Source organism: Soonwooa buanensis (assembly GCF_900167905.1).
Lineage (GTDB): Bacteria > Bacteroidota > Bacteroidia > Flavobacteriales > Weeksellaceae > Soonwooa > Soonwooa buanensis.
This window is the reverse complement of record NZ_FUYZ01000003.1, coordinates 1-17973: the sequence shown is the minus strand read 5'-3', so window position 1 is coordinate 17973 and position 17973 is coordinate 1. Positions and strand designations below refer to the sequence as shown.

The window sequence follows — 17973 nt, the reverse complement described above, 5'->3', positions numbered from 1 at the left end:
ACTCGGAGTTTTATATTTAAACTAAAAATTTCGGTTTACTTGAAATCTGCGTCTTTAGCTTTGTTTAACTCGCACTTACTTACAACGAAATCAAGGCTTTGCCCCATCATCGATTGCGAAATTTTATATGGAAGTTTAACACCATCAACAGCTTTGTAATCGCCGTATGTTGTTGGGATTGTAACCTCTTGACCGTTCATTTTTTGTGTTTTGGTTTCACCAGTTTTAAGACCTGAGGCTACACTGTAATAGTAAACCGTCGATCCATCTTTGATCGCGTAAGAATCTTCGCCGTTGATCTTCTCGATACCTGATACTTTAAGAGCAGATTTCTTGGCAAAAGCTACTTCTGGAAACAATTCTTTATCGTTTGCAAACTCAGCTTTCATCTCCGCAGGAAGATCCATCGTTTGACCTTGCGCAGTCATTTTACCATTAACACCGTCGAATACTACTTTTTGCATACTGTTGCCCATCACCTTCATGTCCATCAACATTTTGCCTCCTTTAGCTTTTACCATTGTCATATCCAAATTCATACCCTGAACCGAAGCAGCCGCCGTTGTAGCAATAGATGTCACCTTATCCAAAGCAGCCTTACCTCCAATTGCAGTAATGTATTTGTCAGCAACTTGCGCCGCTGTAACATCTATTTTTTGAACTGTCGGTTTTGAAATTTTGTTGGCATCTTTGTCATAATAGTTAACGGCGAAACCTAGTTTTTCTAAACCATCGGCAACTTCTGATGTCTTACCAGCTACAAAAATTCTACTTTGGTTAGGAAGAATATTAGCTTTGGCTGCGTTTTGAACATCTTCAACGCTTACATTGTCGATCGCCTTAAGATAGTTAGCATAAAAATCTTTTGGAAGGTTATAAATTTCTGAATTAACCGCAAATTTCGCCATAGTTTCTGGCTTTTCCATTGAACGGATAAAGTCGCCTTTTAACTTCGCTTTTGCATTAGCCAATTCTTCAGGTTTGATCGTCGAAATACCTTTTAATTCATTTAAAAATTCAGTAACAGCTTTGTCCGTCACTTCGTTTCTTACACTAGACTCAGCATTGAATTCCGGTGAATATTTACTGGTTGACAAACTTGAATAAGCACCATAAGTAAAGGCATTTTTCTCACGAAGATTCATGAAAAGACGCGCTTCGCCGCCGCCGCCAAGAATGTAATTCGCGATTGTTGCAGCGAAAAACTGAGGGTCTTTCATCTGAAGCGTTGTGATATTCCCAACCGAAATTACAGATTGTACCGCAGATGGCACATCGATCATTTCGATTTCTGTTTTAGCAACATTCTTAGCTGGTTCAACCGCAGGAATTGTTGTTGAAGATTTTTTCCATGCATTAAATTTGCTTTCAACAAGTTTTTTAACATCTTTAAATTTAACATCACCAACAACAACTAAATAAGCGTTGTTTGGCGCAAAATATTTAGAATAAACATCTTGAACGTCATTCAACTGAATTGCATTGATTGAAGCTTCTGTTTCGAACTCACCTCTTGCAGTATTTTTACCGTAGATAACAGCATTAGAAACTTTTGAAGCGATGGACTGTGCACTTTTTTCGTCAAGTTTTAAAGCTTCGATGCTTCTTTCTTTAGATTTCTGAATTTCGTCAGCAGAGAATTTAGGATTAATCGCCGCATCTGCCATCAAACCAAGGATTTCTGGAAAATATTTTGACAAGGTATTTGCAAAAGCACCATTCGAACTAAAATTAATTGTCGAACCTAAAAAGTCAACTCTTTTGTTGAAATCGTCTTTTGACATTGTTGTCGTTCCGTTTCCTAATTGGTCTGCCATAATGCTGTTAACGCCAACTATTTTGCCTTCATATACAGGCGGACGATCCATAGAAAGTGTTACGTTAACTCGCGGAAGTTTGTGGTTTTCTACAACCATAACCGTCAAACCATTGCTAAGTTTGAAAGTCTGAGGTGTTGCAATATTGATGCTAGGCGTTGGACCAGCTTTCGGCATTGCGTTGATATCTATTTTTTGAGCCATCGTCATTCCTGAAATCAGAAAACTTGCGGCTATATATGTAAGTTGCTTTTTCATTTGATTATTTTTTTTCAGGTAGATAATTGATGATTACTCTTTGGTTAGGATTAAGATACTTCTTCGCTGCGTTTCTTAGATCCTCTTTAGTTACAGAACGATAGATGTCAATTTGTTTATTAATCAAGTTAGTATCGCCATATAACACATTGTATGTTGCCAAAGAACTTGCAATCCCCTGAATGCTCGAGTTTGCGTTTACAAACTGATTCTCAACAATGTTCTGAAGTTTTTGATAATCTTCGTCAGAGATAAGGTTGGTTTGTAATTTTACGATTTCGGCATCAATATCTTTTTGTAAAACATCTTTGCTTGTAGATCCCATCGGAATTGCAAAAAATGCGAAAATACCATAATCTTCTAGACCCAAGTTAATCGCTTGTACTTCTAAAGCCTTCTTCTCTTGGTCCACTAATTTTTTATAAAGAACAGATGATTTTCCATTTGATAAATAAGTCGAAAGCATGCTCAAAGCATAAGATTCTTTATCACGACTTCCTGGCACTCTGTAAGAAAATAAATAAGCTGGAAGTTGGATGTTAGGATCATTCCAAGTTACTTCCTTAGCTTGCGTAATTGGATCTTCTTTTATTGTTGTTCTTTTAACTTCTGGACCTTTTGGAATAGAACCATAATATTCTTCGATCCATTTTTTAGTTTCATCTTTTTTGAAATCACCTGCTACAACCAAAGTTGCGTTGTTTGGCGAATAATATTTTTTGAAGAAATCCTGAAACTCTTCCAATTTCGCACTATTAAGATCTTCCATTGTACCAATTGTTGTCCAACGGTAAGGATGTTTTGCGAAAAGGTTGGTTTGTAAAGCTGTCAAAAGATTACCGTAAGGTTGGTTATCCATACGCAATCTTTTTTCTTCCTTTACAACTTCGCGTTGTGTATCAACACCAATTTGGTTAATGATCGGCTGACGCAATCTGTCAGCTTCCATCCAAAGACCTAATTGTAAGTTGTTACTAGGAAAAGTTTCGTAGTAGTAAGTTCTATCATTAGTCGTATTGGCATTGTTAGTTCCACCGTTTGATGATACTATTTTGAACCAATCTCCTCTTTTAATATTTTTTGTCCCTTCGAATAAAAGGTGCTCAAAAAAGTGTGCAAAACCACTTCTTCCAACTTCCTCATCTTTAGCACCAACATGGTACATAACGCCCGTCGTTACAACAGGTGCCGAGTTGTCTTGATGCAAAATAACGTGCATCCCGTTCGGAAGGTTATACTCCTCGAATTTGATTTCTTGCGCGTTCATCAGCATTCCTGTCAATGCTAAAGCCGCCGTAGATAAAAATTTTAATTTCATTTTTGACTTTGGTTAATCTCCTCAATAGGTAACAAAAAATTCGATTTTGTTACAGTTTCATTAATATTTTTCTAAATTTTAAACAAAATTAAAGGCCTTCTGCAAAAAAAGCTTCCAACTCTTGAAGGGTTTCTGGCGAGGTTTGGATATCGCGAACCAATTCTCCTTTGTTGAGAACAACTATTCTTTCGGAAATTTCGGTGGTGTGCGCCAAATCGTGACTAGAAATCAAAAATGTTGACTCCGAATTTTGAGACCAATTTCTCACCAAATTTTTAAGTTTGATTTGTGTCGTAGGATCGAGATTCGCAAAAGGCTCATCCAAAACAATAATTTCTGGTTTACCAATCAAAGCACCAACAATCCCAACTTTTTTCATATTTCCTTTAGAAAGATCACGAATATATTTTTTTGAGTTTAAAATTTCTCCATTAAAAAAATCATCAAACTGCTTAAGAAACTCATCAACACTCGCTTTGTTCTGTCCACGCAATTCGCCCAAGAAATAAAAATATTCTTCTGGCGTCAAATAGCCAATCAAAAAACTTTCGTCAATAAAAGCCGACACTTTGTTTTTCCAGTTTTCGGATGTGTTAACTTTTTCGCCATCAATTGTCACAGAACCTGTCGTTGCTTCTATCAAGTCCAAAAGCAAACTAAATAATGTTGTTTTTCCTGCGCCATTATTACCAACCAAACCAATCGTTTGACCTTTAGGAAATTCTAGATTTTCGATTTTTAAAACCGTTCTGTCTCCGTATGTTTTTGATAAATTATTTATAGATATCATGATTTTCTTTTTTTAAGTTGTTTTTTTGAAAGCGGTTAAAGTGTCGTATTTTTCCTTTTTGTAAAGTCGAACGATGTAATCGAATATTTTTTCACGAATCAAAAATCCAATAACACCAAGTATTGCAATCGCGGCAACGGCGGCAACTGTCCCGAAAAACGTACTTGTTACACCATAGATTAACATTGGCAATGCCATTTTCGGAATCGCTAACAATATATTTTTAAAACTAAAATTATTCTGTTGTCCCATCGATTTTTTTGCGGCATTAAGATCGATAGGATTTTTGTTAAACGCACCCGAAAGCAGCGTCACTTGTGAGTTAACGCCGATATTATAAAGTCCAGCCGCAAAGAAGGTGAAATAAACTTCCCAACCGAAATATGCATAAAATAAAGCGAAAATCATCGACACAAAAGTCACAATATTTACGAGCCACCATTTTGCTTTTAGATAATCTTTGTAAGGGACATTTAACGTCATCATCAACGGATAATATGAGCTATCGAAAGACGGCACTTTTTGACCAAACAACATTTGGAAGCCGCCCGTCACAAAAATCCCTAGAAACATCATCATTGTTGGCGTTTTGTAAGTTGGACTTGCAAACATCAATAATCCGTAAAACAAAAATAAAAATCCGCCCATTGCTACAGATTTTGCAGCTTTGCTACGTTTCAGCATTCGGATGTCGTTGTTAAGAAAAGTTCCCATAATCCCAAATCTATTCAAGAATTGAATATTCTCGGTTTGACCTTCTTCTTTTTTTAATTCAAGACCTTTATCAAGATAAAAATTGGATTTAATTTGTTTAAAAACCAAAAACAATAAAGGAATAAATATCAAAACCGGAACAATACAAAGCCAAGGTTTTGTGTAAAACGAGTAAAATAATTGCCCAGAAAAATATCGAAAATTGATAATTCCATAATAATCTAAAGTCGCCAAAACCAACAAAGATCCTCCAATGATGTAAGCAATAATGTCTTTACCGTTCATTAAAATATTAATGAGATTGCTGATAAAGTACAGACACATAATAGCAAATAGCCACGCCAAACTTCCTATAATACTGTAACCATTTATCAATAATAAAACTACAAACGGGACGTACAGAAAGGCATTTCCCCAAGTAAAAAATGACAAAAATGTCTTCGAAATTAGATATTTCACCACCGTATTTTTAGGAATATTCATGGTTAAAAAAGCCTTGATATTCTGCGTCGGCATCTGCTGCACAAAGTATCTCAAAAACACATCCGCCAAAAAAGCATACAACAAAAACTGTCCAACAAAATACAGAGGATCTGTCAGAAGTTTTTCTTTTGGATAATAAAAAGCCGCAACGCTAACCCCAACAAATGCTATCAGAAAATACACAATAAGCATCGCTTGCAAAATCTTCATCACAAGATTGGAGGCAAAACTGCTGGATCGCATAAAGTTCCTGAATTCTAAAACTGCAAAACGTTTGATCATATCAGTAAGATTTAAAATAAAAACTCGTATATAAATTTAGTTGAATTAAATGCAACATTGTTACAGTTTCGAGATTAAAACTTGGTTAAAATTTAAGTTATCAACATCAAAAACTCCTTTAACAAAAGACTTTTATCACTTTTACAATTTTTTGTGAAGAACTTGATTTTACACAATTTTTAAAAGCTCTATCTTTGTAAAATGGCTCAGAAAGAAACCTTATCGTCGCTTACACAAGGCAATTTTGCTAAAGAATTATCGATTTCTGATGGCAAAATGCCACCTAATGCTGTTGATTTTGAAAAACTTGTTATCGGTACTTTTTTAATTGATAGAAAAGGGCTTGACCACTCTATTGACTTACTAACGCCCGAAGTTTTTTACGATCCTCGACATCAGACGATATTTTCTGCCATTTTAAAACTATACGAAAGCAACTCGCCGATCGATATGATGACGGTTATTCAGGAGTTAAAAAGAACTGAAAAACTAAATCTGGCAGGTGGCGACCATTACATCATCGACTTGACTTTGGGTGTCAGCTCGTCTGCACACATCGAATATCACGTTCGTGTGATTTTGGAAAAATATATTCTTCGTTCACTAATTAATGTTTCGGCTAACGTTATCGATACTTCTTATAAAGAATCAACTGACGTCTTCGAACTTCTTGACAAAGCCGAACAATCCTTTTTCGAAATTACCAACGGAACGATTAAAAAAGGATTCGACACCGCAAACTCTTTGGTAAAAGAAGCGATTGACAAGATTAAATCGCTTAAAGATAAAGAAGGGCTTTCTGGTGTACCATCAGGATTCACAGCTTTGGATAAAGAAACGGGAGGTTGGCAAAATTCCGACCTTATCATTATTGCAGCACGTCCTGCGATGGGTAAAACTGCTTTTATTCTTTCGATGGCGAGAAACATCACGGTTGATAACAATATTCCACTTGCGCTTTTCTCTCTGGAGATGGCGTCTGTACAGTTGATCACAAGGATGATCGCTTCAGAAACTGGGATTTCTTCAGAAAATTTAAGGAAAGGAACTTTGTCCGATCAAGAATGGAGCAGCCTTTTTACCAATGTCTCGGCTTTGGAAAATGCACCTCTTTTCATTGATGAAACGCCATCGCTTTCGATTTTTGACTTCCGTGCAAAATGCCGACGTCTTGTAATGCAACATGGCGTTAGGATTATCATGGTCGATTATCTTCAGCTGATGACAGCAAGTTCTGGAAAAGGAGGTGGAAACCGTGAACAAGAAATTGCAATGATTTCTCGATCTTTAAAAGCGATTGCAAAAGAACTTAACGTCCCAGTGATTGCACTTTCGCAGTTATCAAGAACTGTGGAAACGCGTCCAGGAAAGCGTCCAATGCTTTCGGATCTTAGAGAATCTGGAGCGATTGAGCAGGATGCCGATATTGTATCTTTTATTTTCCGTCCTGAGTATTACAAAATTGCTGTTTGGGATAATGACGAAGAAGGTGCAGAAACACAAACCGAAAACCAAGCCGAGATTATCATCGCAAAACACCGTAACGGTGCAACAGCCGATGTTAGATTAGCATTCCATAAACATATTGGTAAGTTTGCAGATTTAGAAACTTTAGGCAATTCTTATTATGGAGGATTTGGTGGTGGTGCACCATCGCCTAGCGGTGGAGGATTTGGCGGTGGCGCTTTTGAAGCTCCGGATTTTGCTAAAATTACTGTAACTGGTGATCCTAATTCTGTTTTTGGTCCGCCGACACCTTCTAGCGGACAAGTTTCTGGTTCTGCAATGAACGATGACGATGATGATGAAATGCCTTTCTAAAATTTAGAGTTTGAAAATCGAAATTTTTACCGACGGTGCATGTAGTGGCAATCCCGGAAAAGGCGGATTCGGAATCTTGATGCGCGTCCCCGAGAAACAATATCAAAAACATTTTTCGGCCGGCTTCCGACTAACGACCAACAATCGTATGGAATTGATGGCTGTTGTTGTGGCTCTTTCCAAAATAAAAGACGAAGGGCACGACATCCATATCTTTACCGATAGTAAATATGTATCGGACGCGATTAACCAAAACTGGATAGCTGGTTGGGTAAAACGTGGTTGGAAAAATGTGAAAAACCCTGATCTTTGGCAAGCTTTAATTCCTTTTCTTAAAACACATTCTCCGAAATTCCATTGGATAAAAGGTCACGCTGGACACGCGGAAAACGAATTGGTCGATCAACTTGCTGTTAAAGCTTCGCAAGGCGCAAATCTACAAATCGACGATTTTTTTGAAAATCAAAACAAAGGCGGATTATTCTAAATTCTGTTCCGAAAATCTTCTTTGGAAACCTAATCTCCTAGCCCAGATTGAACGGCATGTTGGAGCTCATCTTGTATTTTGTAAAGGCAAAAGCTTTGGAAAATACAAGATAGCGACTAGTGAAAGCTGGAATTGCTCCTAATTAACAAAACTTTAGAATTAATTTTGAAGATGGTTGATTATCTTTGTTACATGAATTATCTAGAGGCTTTGGCTTGGCGCTATTCTGTAAAGAAATTTAGTGGTGAAAAAATCGATTCGAAATCCTTGCAAAATATTTTGGAAGCGGGGCGACTGTCGGTAAGTTCGCTGGGGTTGCAGCCTTACAAATTGATTGTTATCGAATCTGATGCGCAGAAAGAAAAGATAATGCCTGCTTTTTATAACAAGTCGCAAGTGAGCACTTGTTCGCATGTTGTTGCGATTGTTTCGAAAACGAAAATCGATTCGGAATACGTTGACGGCTACTTTTCGCACATCTCTAAGGAACGAAATATCGATTTGGAAATACTTGCCGCGTTTAGAAAAAACATCGAACAATACACTTCGAGCCATACTGAAATTGACCTAAGACATTGGTCTGAAAAACAAGCTTATATACTTCTTGGAACCATGATTGTCGCTGCTGCAGAAGAAGGTGTTGACACTTGTCCGATGGAAGGCTTTCGACACGATGTTTTGTCAGAACTTTTGGAATTAAATATGGAAGAAGAACGCGTTGCGGTGGTTTTGACTTTAGGAAAAAGAGCTGATGATGATGGGTTTCAGCATTTGAAAAAAGTTAGAAAACCTGTCGAAAAATTTATTAAATTTATTTAAAACTAGCACAAAACAATATGATAAAAACGGATGTTTTAGTAATAGGATCGGGCATTTCTGGATTGTCCTATGCTATAAAAATTTCGGAGAAGTTGCCAGACACCAAAATAATGATTGTCACCAAGGCAGACGAAGATGAAAGCAATACGAAGTACGCGCAAGGCGGACTCGCTGTAGTCACTGATTTTCAGAACGATAACTTCCAAAAACATATTGACGATACGATACGTGCTGGTGATGGAGAAAACGATCCCGACGTTGTAAAAATGGTGGTGGAAGAAGCGCCAAAACGTTTTAACGAAATCGTTGAATGGGGCGCAAAATTTGATCAAGAAAACGGAAAATTTGCACTTGGACGCGAAGGCGGTCATACCGAAAATAGAATTGTCCATCACAAAGACATCACTGGTTTTGAAATCGAACGTGCTCTTTTGGAAACGGCGCGTAATTCTCCAAATATCGAAATCCTTCCATATCATTATGTGATCGACTTGTTGACGCAACATCACGTTCCAGGAAAAGAGTTGGATCCAGAAAACATCCATTGTTACGGCGCTTATATCTTGGACGAAAAGCAAAAACAAATCAAAAAAATAACTGCGAAAATAACTTTGGTGGCGACGGGTGGTGCTGGTCACGTTTATAAAAATACGACTAATCCAATTATCGCAACAGGCGACGGAATTGCCTTTGTAGCAAGAGCTTACGGCAAAGTTAGCAATATGCAATATTATCAATTCCATCCAACAGCGCTGTATTCGAAGCTTGACGGAATGTTATTTTTGATTTCGGAAGCTGTTCGTGGTGATGGCGCAAAACTTCGCACCAAGAACGGAAAACCTTTTATGCAAAAATACGATCCGCGTGAAGAATTGGCTTCTCGTGACATCGTTGCTCGTGCGATTGACAACGAAATGAAAACCTCAGGTGACGAATATGTTGGCCTTGATTGTCGCGAAATGGACAAGGAAAAATTCATGAAACATTTCCCAAACATCTATAATAAATGTCTGAGCGAAGGTATTGATCCTTTCAAACAACTGATTCCGGTAGTTCCTGCTGCACATTATTTGATGGGCGGCATTAACATTGATAAAGATGGACAATCGTCTATCAGAAATCTTTTTGCTGTTGGAGAATGTACCAACTCTGGACTTCATGGCGCTAATAGACTAGCATCCAATTCGTTACTAGAAGGTTTAGTTTTCGGGCATAATGCCGCTTTGAAATCCATGACTTTGCTTGAAGAGAATAATTTCAACTTCGATGATCTAAAAGCCATCCCCGAGTGGAATGAAGATGGCATGAAAATAATGGATGAAATGGTTTTGGTAACTTATCTCAGAAAACAACTTCAAGAAATGATGAGCGATTTGGTAAGTATTGTTAGAAGCAACGAACGTCTAAAAATTGCAAAGAAAAAACATCAAGATATTTCCGAAGCGGTAAGCGAATTGTACAACTACTCTATTCTTTCGCCGCAACTTTCAGAGCTTAGAAATCTTGTTAGCGTTTCGGGACTTATTATCGACCAATCTTTAGAAATGAAACAAAATAAAGGTGCATTTTACAATAAAGACTTTGCATAAACCTGCTAAAGTTAAACTTTAATTATTTTAAATTAAGTAATATATTTTCAATTATTTATCATGAAAAAACCATCATACGTAACCAACAAAGCATTACAGACTTTTATAAAAGCTGCGATACAAGAAGATATTAACACAGGCGACCACTCAACCTTAGCGACTATTCCAAAAGAACTTGAGCAACAAGCTAAGCTTTTGGTTAAGGAAAATTGTATTTTGGCAGGCGTTGATATGGCTGTAGAGATTTTCAAATATGTGGATAAAGATCTGAGTGTTGAAGTTTTTATTAATGATGGTGAACAAGCAAAAGTTGGTGAAATTGCTTTTTTAGTATCTGGAAAAGCACAATCTATCCTAACAGCCGAACGTTTGGTTCTCAATTGTATGCAACGTATGAGTGGTATTGCTACTTTAACCCACGAATGGGATCAAAGATTGGTTGGTACTAAAACCAAACTACTAGACACGCGTAAAACAACTCCTAATTTTAGAATCTGTGAAAAATGGGCTGTTGCTATCGGCGGCGGAACTAACCATAGATATGGATTGTACGATATGATTATGTTAAAAGACAATCATATTGACTATAACGGAAGTATTACAAATGCCGTTAATATGGCAAAAGATTATATTCAAAAGAATAAATTGAAACTAAAAATTGAAGTCGAAACTCGCAATCTAAAAGAAGTTTCTGAAGCCATCGATGCTAAAGTAGACCGAATAATGCTCGACAATATGGATGTGAAAACGATGAAAGAAGCAGTCGAATTAATCGATGGAAAATGTGAAAGCGAGGCTTCCGGAGGTATCACGAGAGAACAACTTAAAGAGATTGCAGCAACAGGTGTCACTTATATTTCGGCTGGAGCCTTAACACATTCTGCGGACAATATCGACCTGAGTCTCAAGGCAGTTAAGTAGCATTTGTTAATTTTTATTTAACATAATGTTAACTGAATATTAAATTTCTTGTAAACTGACAAATGTTAATTGTTTGTTAAAACGTGGTTCATTTATATTTCTGAAATTTGCAGAGTCAAATAAATATAGTAATTCATATCAAATGAAAAGCAACTTCGGAAGACGATCATTATCAATCGTTTTAACACTATCAACAGCGAGCATCTATTTTGCTCAGCAAAAACCGATCGACACACTAAAATCGAATGATATCGATGAAGTGGTTATCACAAAGGGGGTAACAGACATCGCTAAAGACAGAAAAACACCTGTAGCTGTTTCAACAATTAAGGCTGCACAGATTGTAGAAAGATTAGGTAACCAAGAATTGGTTGAAATCTTAAATACAACACCTTCAGTTTACGCTACAAAAGGTGGTGGTGGATTTGGAGATTCAGGTATTACAATGCGTGGTTTCGAAAGTAAGAATATCGCTGTTATGGTTAACGGTATGCCTGTTAACGATATGGAAGGAGGTTCTGTATACATGTCAAACTGGACAGGTCTTGCTGATGTAACTAGTACAATGCAAGTACAAAGAGGTTTAGGTTCTTCTAAACTAGCTATCGCTTCAGTTGGTGGTACGCTTAATTTCGTAACTAGAGCTGCTGACATGAAGCAAGGTGGTGTCGTAAGATTAGGTATTGGTAACAATGACTTCTTAAAAACATCTTTCGCTTATAATACTGGTAAGTCAGAAAACGGTTGGTCTTCATCATTCTTAATGGCAAGACAATCTGGTTCAACATACATCGAGAATACAGATTATGAAGCTTATACTTACTTCTTTGCTTTAGGTTTTCAACCTAGCAAAAAACATAACTTGCAGTTTATGATCACTTCATCGCCACAATGGCATGATCAAAGATCTTATGCGCCAACAATTTCTAATTACATTAAATACAATCCAGATAAAGATGGTACGCCATACAGACAGTATAATTCAGATTTTGGATATTTAACTCAACCAAATGGTAAAAGAGTTGGAATTGCTAACGCAATGAATTATTATGCAAAACCAGTATTGATGCTAAACTGGGATTGGAATATTAGTGATAAATCTACTTTAAGTACAGTTGCTTACATGTCTAACGGACGTGGTGGTGGAGCAAGAAATGCTGGAAAAGTTGGAGGAAAAGGAATGCAAGATTTTGTAGATAACGAAGGGCACTACAATTTTGATCAAATCTTTGCAGCAAATGCAGCAGTAACACCAACAGTTGGTGTACAAGGTAATACATTGGTTAGAACATCAAGTGTTAACTCACATAACTGGTATGGTATCTTAATGAATTTCCAACATAAGATTAATGATAATTGGAACTTCTCAATTGGTACAGATGATAGATATTACTATGGTTACCATTACCAAGTTTTATCGGATCTTTATGGAGCTTCTGGATACACAGATGCGACTAATAAAAATCTGCCAACAAATAACTTGATTAGAAAAACTTACGACTACAAAAAATTATCATGGAATCCTTTCGGTGGAGCTAATGCACCAATGGAAGACAGAATGGTATTTAGTAATGACGGAGAAGTATTGTGGTATAGTGGATTTGGACAAGTTGAATATTCAACAGAAAAAGTATCTGCATTCTTACAAGGATCAGTATCTAACCAAGCTTATCAAAGAATTGATGATTTCGTAAAACCAGGGACTTTACAACAAGGTCAAGCTGTTGATAGAAAAACAGGTTTCAAAAATATCTTTGGTTATAACATCAAAGGGGGTGCTAACTATAATATCGATGAACAAAACAACGTTTTTGCTAACATCGGTTACTATAGCAAACAACCATTTATGTCAGCAGTATATCCAAGTAACCAACAAGTGCTTAACCCGAATTTAACTAATGAAAAAATCTTCTCTGCAGAATTAGGTTACGGATTCAGAGCGCACAATTTTAACGCAAAAGTTAACTTGTATAGAACTGAATGGAAAGACAGATTTTTTAGAAAAACTGGGATTAAAGATATCGACGGTCTAGGCAATAATGGTTATTCTGAGATCAGTGGAATTACTCAAATACATATGGGTGCTGAGTTTGAAGGAAACTACAAAGTAAACAAATATCTAGAATTCAACGGGATGTTCTCTTATGGCGATTACCAATATAAAGGTAATGCACAAGGATCTAACTTCCTAGATGACAACACGCCAGTTGCAATTAACGGATCTAATCAAACAACACTTTACTTGGATAAAGTAAAAGTTGGTGGTTCTGGTAGCAACAGTATTCCACAGATGACAGCATCTTTAGGAGCAACAATTTCTCCAGTTACAGACCTTAAAATCTATGGAGATTGGCAGTATGTTGGCAAAATTTATTCTTCTTTAAATGTTGCTGAATTTGATAAACAAGGTAAAACAGCTCTTGAGTTGCCTAACTTTAACTTACTTAATATAGGTGCTTCTTATAAGATTAGATTGAACGACAAATCACAATTCTTCACAATTGGAGTTAATGTTAATAATTTGTTGGATACTACTTACATCCAAGATGGTTCAACTAATATTAAAGTTAAAACTGTTGCTGATTTTACTGATAAAACTGTTGGGGGAGTTACAACAACTGCACAACAACAATTTGACACATACATCAACAATCCTAATAACTTCTATAAAGGATTGGATGCTTCAAACAGAGTTTATTTCGGATTTGGAAGAACTTGGTCAACAAGTTTATCATTCAATTTCTAAGAAATTTAATATTAATACATCTCAAATCCCGGCCTTTGGTCGGGATTTTTGCTATCTTTGTTAACCTAAAATAAAAGACTATGGAATTTTACAACATTTTAATTAACGCACACAAAGGATTCGCTTATCTTGAGCTTTTGTTAGTTGCCTTATTCTTAGTAGCCTTATTAATGACGATGTTCGGTTACAGTGGCAAAGTCAATAACTTTTTAAAGAAAACAACATTGTTTACAATGATTTTCTTCCACATTCAATTACTAATTGGTGTTATCATGTTAGCTGTAACTTTCTCAAAAGGCTTAGACATGGGCGCTGTAATGAAAAACGCAGACTTAAGATTCCAATATGTAGAACATCCTTTCTCGATGTTAATTGGCGTAATCTTAATGACGATCATCAACAAAAAAGTTAAAACTGCCGAAACAATCAACTTAAAAGTGGTTATCATGGGTATTTTAGCGATTGCATTATTTGCATTTGCATTCCCTTGGGCAAAAGTTTTCGGAGCTTAAATTAGTTTTGAATTATGAATTATGAGTTACTAAGTTTACACTTATAATTTTTTAATCATTAAATATTAAACCCTTAAAACCTTTATTTAAATCAATGAAAATAGCAGTAGTTGGCGCTACCGGAATGGTAGGACAAGTGATGTTGAAAGTTCTTGAGGAAAGAAATTTCCCTATAACCGAGCTAATCCCCGTAGCTTCTGAAAGATCTATCGGTAGCAAGGTCAAATACAAAGGAACTGAGTACGAAGTGGTATCCATGCAAACTGCTATTGACAAAAAGCCTGAAATAGCAATCTTCTCTGCTGGCGGAGGTACGTCTCTAGATTGGGCGCCAAAGTTTGCAGAAGCTGGTATTTTTGTGATTGATAATTCTTCTGCTTGGAGAATGGACCCGACTAAAAAATTGGTGGTTCCAGAAATCAATGCAGATGTTTTAGAAAAAGAAGATAAAATCATTGCAAATCCTAACTGCTCGACCATTCAGTTGGTGATGGTTCTTCATCCTTTAAATAAAAAATACGACATCAAACGTGTTGTAGTTTCGACTTATCAATCGGTTACAGGAACTGGAAAAGCGGCTGTTGACCAATTGAATGCCGAGATCGAAGGTAAAGATGCAGACAAAGTTTATCCTTATCAAATTTTCAAAAATGCGTTGCCGCATTGTGACGTATTTGCTGATGACGACTACACCAAAGAGGAAATTAAATTAATGAAAGAGCCTAAAAAGATTTTGGGTGATGACAGTTTTAATTTGACGGCGACGGCGGTTAGAGTTCCTGTACAAGGTGGACATTCTGAAAGTGTTAACATCGAATTCGAAAACGAATTTGATCTTGATGAAGTTAAAAAAATACTTTCTGAAACTCCTGGTGTTACCGTTTTGGATGATGTTAAAAACAACCAATATCCAATGCCGTTAATGGCGGAAGGTAAAGATGATGTTTTTGTTGGAAGAATCCGTAGAGATATTTCGCAACCGAAAACACTTAACTGTTGGATTGTCGCAGATAACCTCCGAAAAGGCGCTGCAACCAACGCAGTACAAATCGCTGAATATCTTTTAGATAAGAAATTAGTATAAACCAAATGCTCACCAAAAAGTGGGCATTTTTTTATTATTAGATTAACCGAACAAAAGACAAATCTATTTTCAAACTTATGAATTCTAGCGGTCAAAATATCAGCAAAAATAATTTTCGATTCCAGCGAAATGTTGCCATCATCGGGATTGTATTATTTGTTGCAAAGCTCATTGCTTGGCGCTTAACAAACTCTGATGCTGTATTCTCCGACGCTATGGAAAGCATCGTCAACATCATTGCTGCCTTCATGGGGCTTTACTCGCTTTATGTTGCAGCGAAACCCAAAGACGAAGATCATCCTTATGGCCACGGAAAAGTCGAATTTATAACTTCTGGCGTCGAAGGTACACTAATTATATTTGCAGGTGTTGTCATCATCGTACAGGCGGTTAATTCTCTTTTAAGCAACAACATTCCAGGCAAATTGGATTGGGGAATGCTGATCGTAGCTATTACTGCAATTATCAATTATGTGATGGGTTATATTTCGTTACAAAAAGGTTTAAAAGAAAAATCTTTGGTGCTGCAAAGTTCGGGCAAGCATTTGATGAGCGACACCATTACAACTGGTGGTGTAGTTTTGAGTTTAATCATAGTTTATTTCACTAAAATCTATTGGCTTGATGCTATAGTAGCTTTGGCTTTTGGCGTTTACATCATCTATATTGGTTATAAAATCGTTCGTAAATCACTCAGTGGAATTATGGACGAGCAAGACATCAAACTTGTCGAAAAAGTCGCTGATATCTTAGAAAAAAATCGTGAGGAAGATTGGATCGATGTCCACAATATGAAAATTCAACAATTTGGTGCAAATCTTCACATCGACGCGCACATCACACTTCCCTACTATTACTCGCTGCGAGAAGCTCATCAAGAGATGGAAAAAGTGATTTTAGTTCTAGCCAAAAATGCAAAACGTCAGATAGAATTTAATTTTCACATGGATGATTGTAAGCCAAAATCTTGTGAAGTTTGTCAACTTAAAAACTGTCCCGTTCGCGAAAAAGAATTTTTAAAAAGAATCACTTGGACTGCGCAAAATATTACGCAACCCGATAAACACGACAGAAATAATTAAGACGACTTCGTTAACAAATGTTTTCTGTAATAAAATATCGGTACAATTAGCAACAAAGTCATCGGTTGAATAACAAATCTTCGGATGTAAAAAGCGAACAAATTTCCGATTTCGAAGTTGGTATAGATACAGTAAAGATAGATTGGAAAGACGATTGCATAGACCAGAAGCATTAAAACAACTGCTTGTTTAGTCCAAATTTTATTTCGAAATAAATTCTGAATAATAATTGTTGAAAAAATCAAATTAAGAAAAAACCTCAGCAAATAGCTTAAAATAAGTTTTGTATCATCAAATTTTGGAAAGCTACTTCCGTCCAATTCATTTTTAAAATAAGCTAAAAAAGGATCATAAAATAGTTTATCTTCCAAAAATCTAACTGCGATTAATCCTGCAAGTCCCAGAATAACAAAAAGAATATTAAGCGGCTTCATCTTCCTTTTTTAATGCAAAAAACTTGATCCAAACAATCCATAAAACAATCACTGTTCCATAGATAATCGCAGGAAAAACATAATCATGAAACATCTTCCCATATTGCGGAAAATCTGACATCACCATATTAAGACAAGCGATTCGGACAAAATTCATCACATGCAGCGCAACCAAGCCAAGAATGACAAACACAATGGTTTTTGCACCTTTATAAAACGCAAAGATGAACGCAACGAACATAATCATCACCGAAATCGCATTGCAGCCTTCCACCATTCTGGTCAAATATTCGCCTTGAATAATAAACCGAATTCCCTCCTTCCCGACGCCATCTTGTAAGCTTGATGTAAAACCACAAGTATTTTGGAACCAATTAGCCTGTCCGGCAACCCAACGTGAAAACGGATCGATAACTGCGTTGTCGAACCGATTAAGATACAATTGATACAATAAAAGTAAAACCATGTCATGTCCTGAAATAGGTTGACTCTTTTTGGTTAATATTTAGGATTTGCTTCACGATTTAAAAATAGGAATTTTTGTTTTTAATGTCGGAATAAAATTTGGAAAAATTTCCTTCGCTTTGTCCAGTTGATTTTCCCACATTTTTTTACCGATTTTTTTCACCAACAACATCATGCAGATTTTTTTGAATAAGATTTATAAATGTGTTTATTGAACTCGTTATGAGCTTGCGCAGGCGTCTTCAAATCTAGACTCCAATGCGTTCTTTCGTTGTTGTATATGCCCACAGCTTCTTTAATCATTTTTTGAGCGGTTTTTAAATCTTTAATGACATTTTTAAATCCAAATTC

General features: G+C 36.4%; 16 protein-coding genes. 9 read left to right on the top strand and 7 right to left on the bottom strand.

Annotated features, from left to right (window positions below; translation table 11 throughout):
* Nucleotides 1–35: 35 nt before the first annotated feature.
* The 4 genes from B5X62_RS05380 to B5X62_RS05365 form a co-directional block, all read right to left on the bottom strand.
* On the bottom strand, nucleotides 36–2075 hold the full coding sequence (locus tag B5X62_RS05380) for a M16 family metallopeptidase (RefSeq protein ID WP_079666391.1): 2040 nt from the start codon (nucleotides 2073–2075) through the stop codon (nucleotides 36–38).
* A gap of 4 nt (nucleotides 2076–2079) precedes the next feature.
* A complete protein-coding gene (locus B5X62_RS05375) occupies nucleotides 2080–3393 on the bottom strand; it encodes a M16 family metallopeptidase (RefSeq protein WP_079666390.1) in 1314 nt (437 codons plus the stop codon).
* An 88-nt stretch (nucleotides 3394–3481) separates the two neighbouring features.
* On the bottom strand, nucleotides 3482–4183 hold the full coding sequence (locus B5X62_RS05370; RefSeq protein ID WP_079666389.1) for an ABC transporter ATP-binding protein: 702 nt from the start codon (nucleotides 4181–4183) through the stop codon (nucleotides 3482–3484).
* Between the two features lie 12 nt (nucleotides 4184–4195).
* Nucleotides 4196–5662 (bottom strand): DUF5687 family protein, encoded by a 1467-nt coding sequence (locus B5X62_RS05365; RefSeq protein ID WP_079666388.1) that lies wholly within the window; start codon nucleotides 5660–5662, stop codon nucleotides 4196–4198.
* 201 nt (nucleotides 5663–5863) lie between these two features.
* On the opposite strand from B5X62_RS05365, the gene dnaB reads away from it, so the two are divergent.
* The 9 genes from dnaB (at nucleotide 5864) to B5X62_RS05320 (ending at nucleotide 16723) form a co-directional block, all read left to right on the top strand.
* Nucleotides 5864–7483 (top strand): replicative DNA helicase, encoded by a 1620-nt coding sequence (gene dnaB, locus B5X62_RS05360; RefSeq protein ID WP_079666387.1) that lies wholly within the window; start codon nucleotides 5864–5866, stop codon nucleotides 7481–7483.
* A 10-nt stretch (nucleotides 7484–7493) separates the two neighbouring features.
* Nucleotides 7494–7970 (top strand): ribonuclease HI, encoded by a 477-nt coding sequence (gene rnhA / locus B5X62_RS05355; protein ID WP_079666386.1) that lies wholly within the window; start codon nucleotides 7494–7496, stop codon nucleotides 7968–7970.
* A gap of 192 nt (nucleotides 7971–8162) precedes the next feature.
* Nucleotides 8163–8789, top strand: coding sequence for an NAD(P)H-dependent oxidoreductase (locus B5X62_RS05350; protein ID WP_079666706.1), 627 nt, complete (start codon nucleotides 8163–8165; stop codon nucleotides 8787–8789).
* Between the two features lie 17 nt (nucleotides 8790–8806).
* On the top strand, nucleotides 8807–10378 hold the full coding sequence (gene nadB, locus B5X62_RS05345) for an L-aspartate oxidase (RefSeq protein WP_079666385.1): 1572 nt from the start codon (nucleotides 8807–8809) through the stop codon (nucleotides 10376–10378).
* A gap of 60 nt (nucleotides 10379–10438) precedes the next feature.
* A complete protein-coding gene (gene nadC, locus B5X62_RS05340) occupies nucleotides 10439–11299 on the top strand; it encodes a carboxylating nicotinate-nucleotide diphosphorylase (RefSeq protein ID WP_079666384.1) in 861 nt (286 codons plus the stop codon).
* A gap of 142 nt (nucleotides 11300–11441) precedes the next feature.
* Nucleotides 11442–14045 carry a TonB-dependent receptor gene (locus B5X62_RS05335; RefSeq protein WP_079666383.1) on the top strand — a complete coding sequence of 868 codons (2604 nt, stop codon included), beginning with the start codon at nucleotides 11442–11444 and terminating at the stop codon, nucleotides 14043–14045.
* Between the two features lie 80 nt (nucleotides 14046–14125).
* Nucleotides 14126–14557, top strand: a complete 432-nt coding sequence (locus B5X62_RS05330; RefSeq protein ID WP_079666382.1) for a hypothetical protein — start codon at nucleotides 14126–14128, stop codon at nucleotides 14555–14557.
* A gap of 94 nt (nucleotides 14558–14651) precedes the next feature.
* Nucleotides 14652–15641 (top strand): aspartate-semialdehyde dehydrogenase, encoded by a 990-nt coding sequence (locus B5X62_RS05325; protein ID WP_079666381.1) that lies wholly within the window; start codon nucleotides 14652–14654, stop codon nucleotides 15639–15641.
* A 77-nt stretch (nucleotides 15642–15718) separates the two neighbouring features.
* Nucleotides 15719–16723: a cation diffusion facilitator family transporter gene (locus B5X62_RS05320; RefSeq protein ID WP_079666380.1), complete on the top strand. Its 1005-nt coding sequence runs from the start codon at nucleotides 15719–15721 to the stop codon at nucleotides 16721–16723.
* Here B5X62_RS05320 and B5X62_RS05315 read toward each other — a convergent pair.
* From B5X62_RS05315 to B5X62_RS15630, 3 genes are all read right to left on the bottom strand, one after another.
* Nucleotides 16720–17157: an exosortase F system-associated membrane protein gene (locus B5X62_RS05315; RefSeq protein WP_079666379.1), complete on the bottom strand. Its 438-nt coding sequence runs from the start codon at nucleotides 17155–17157 to the stop codon at nucleotides 16720–16722. The two genes, B5X62_RS05320 and B5X62_RS05315, sit on opposite strands and share 4 nt — an antisense overlap.
* Complete coding sequence (gene xrtF / locus B5X62_RS05310) at nucleotides 17144–17623, bottom strand: exosortase family protein XrtF (protein WP_079666378.1); 480 nt, start codon at nucleotides 17621–17623, stop codon at nucleotides 17144–17146. The genes B5X62_RS05315 and xrtF overlap by 14 nt, the downstream gene beginning before the upstream one ends.
* 170 nt (nucleotides 17624–17793) lie before the next feature.
* Nucleotides 17794–17973: integrase core domain-containing protein (locus tag B5X62_RS15630; protein WP_079666377.1), on the bottom strand; the 180-nt coding region annotated here is incomplete at its 5' end.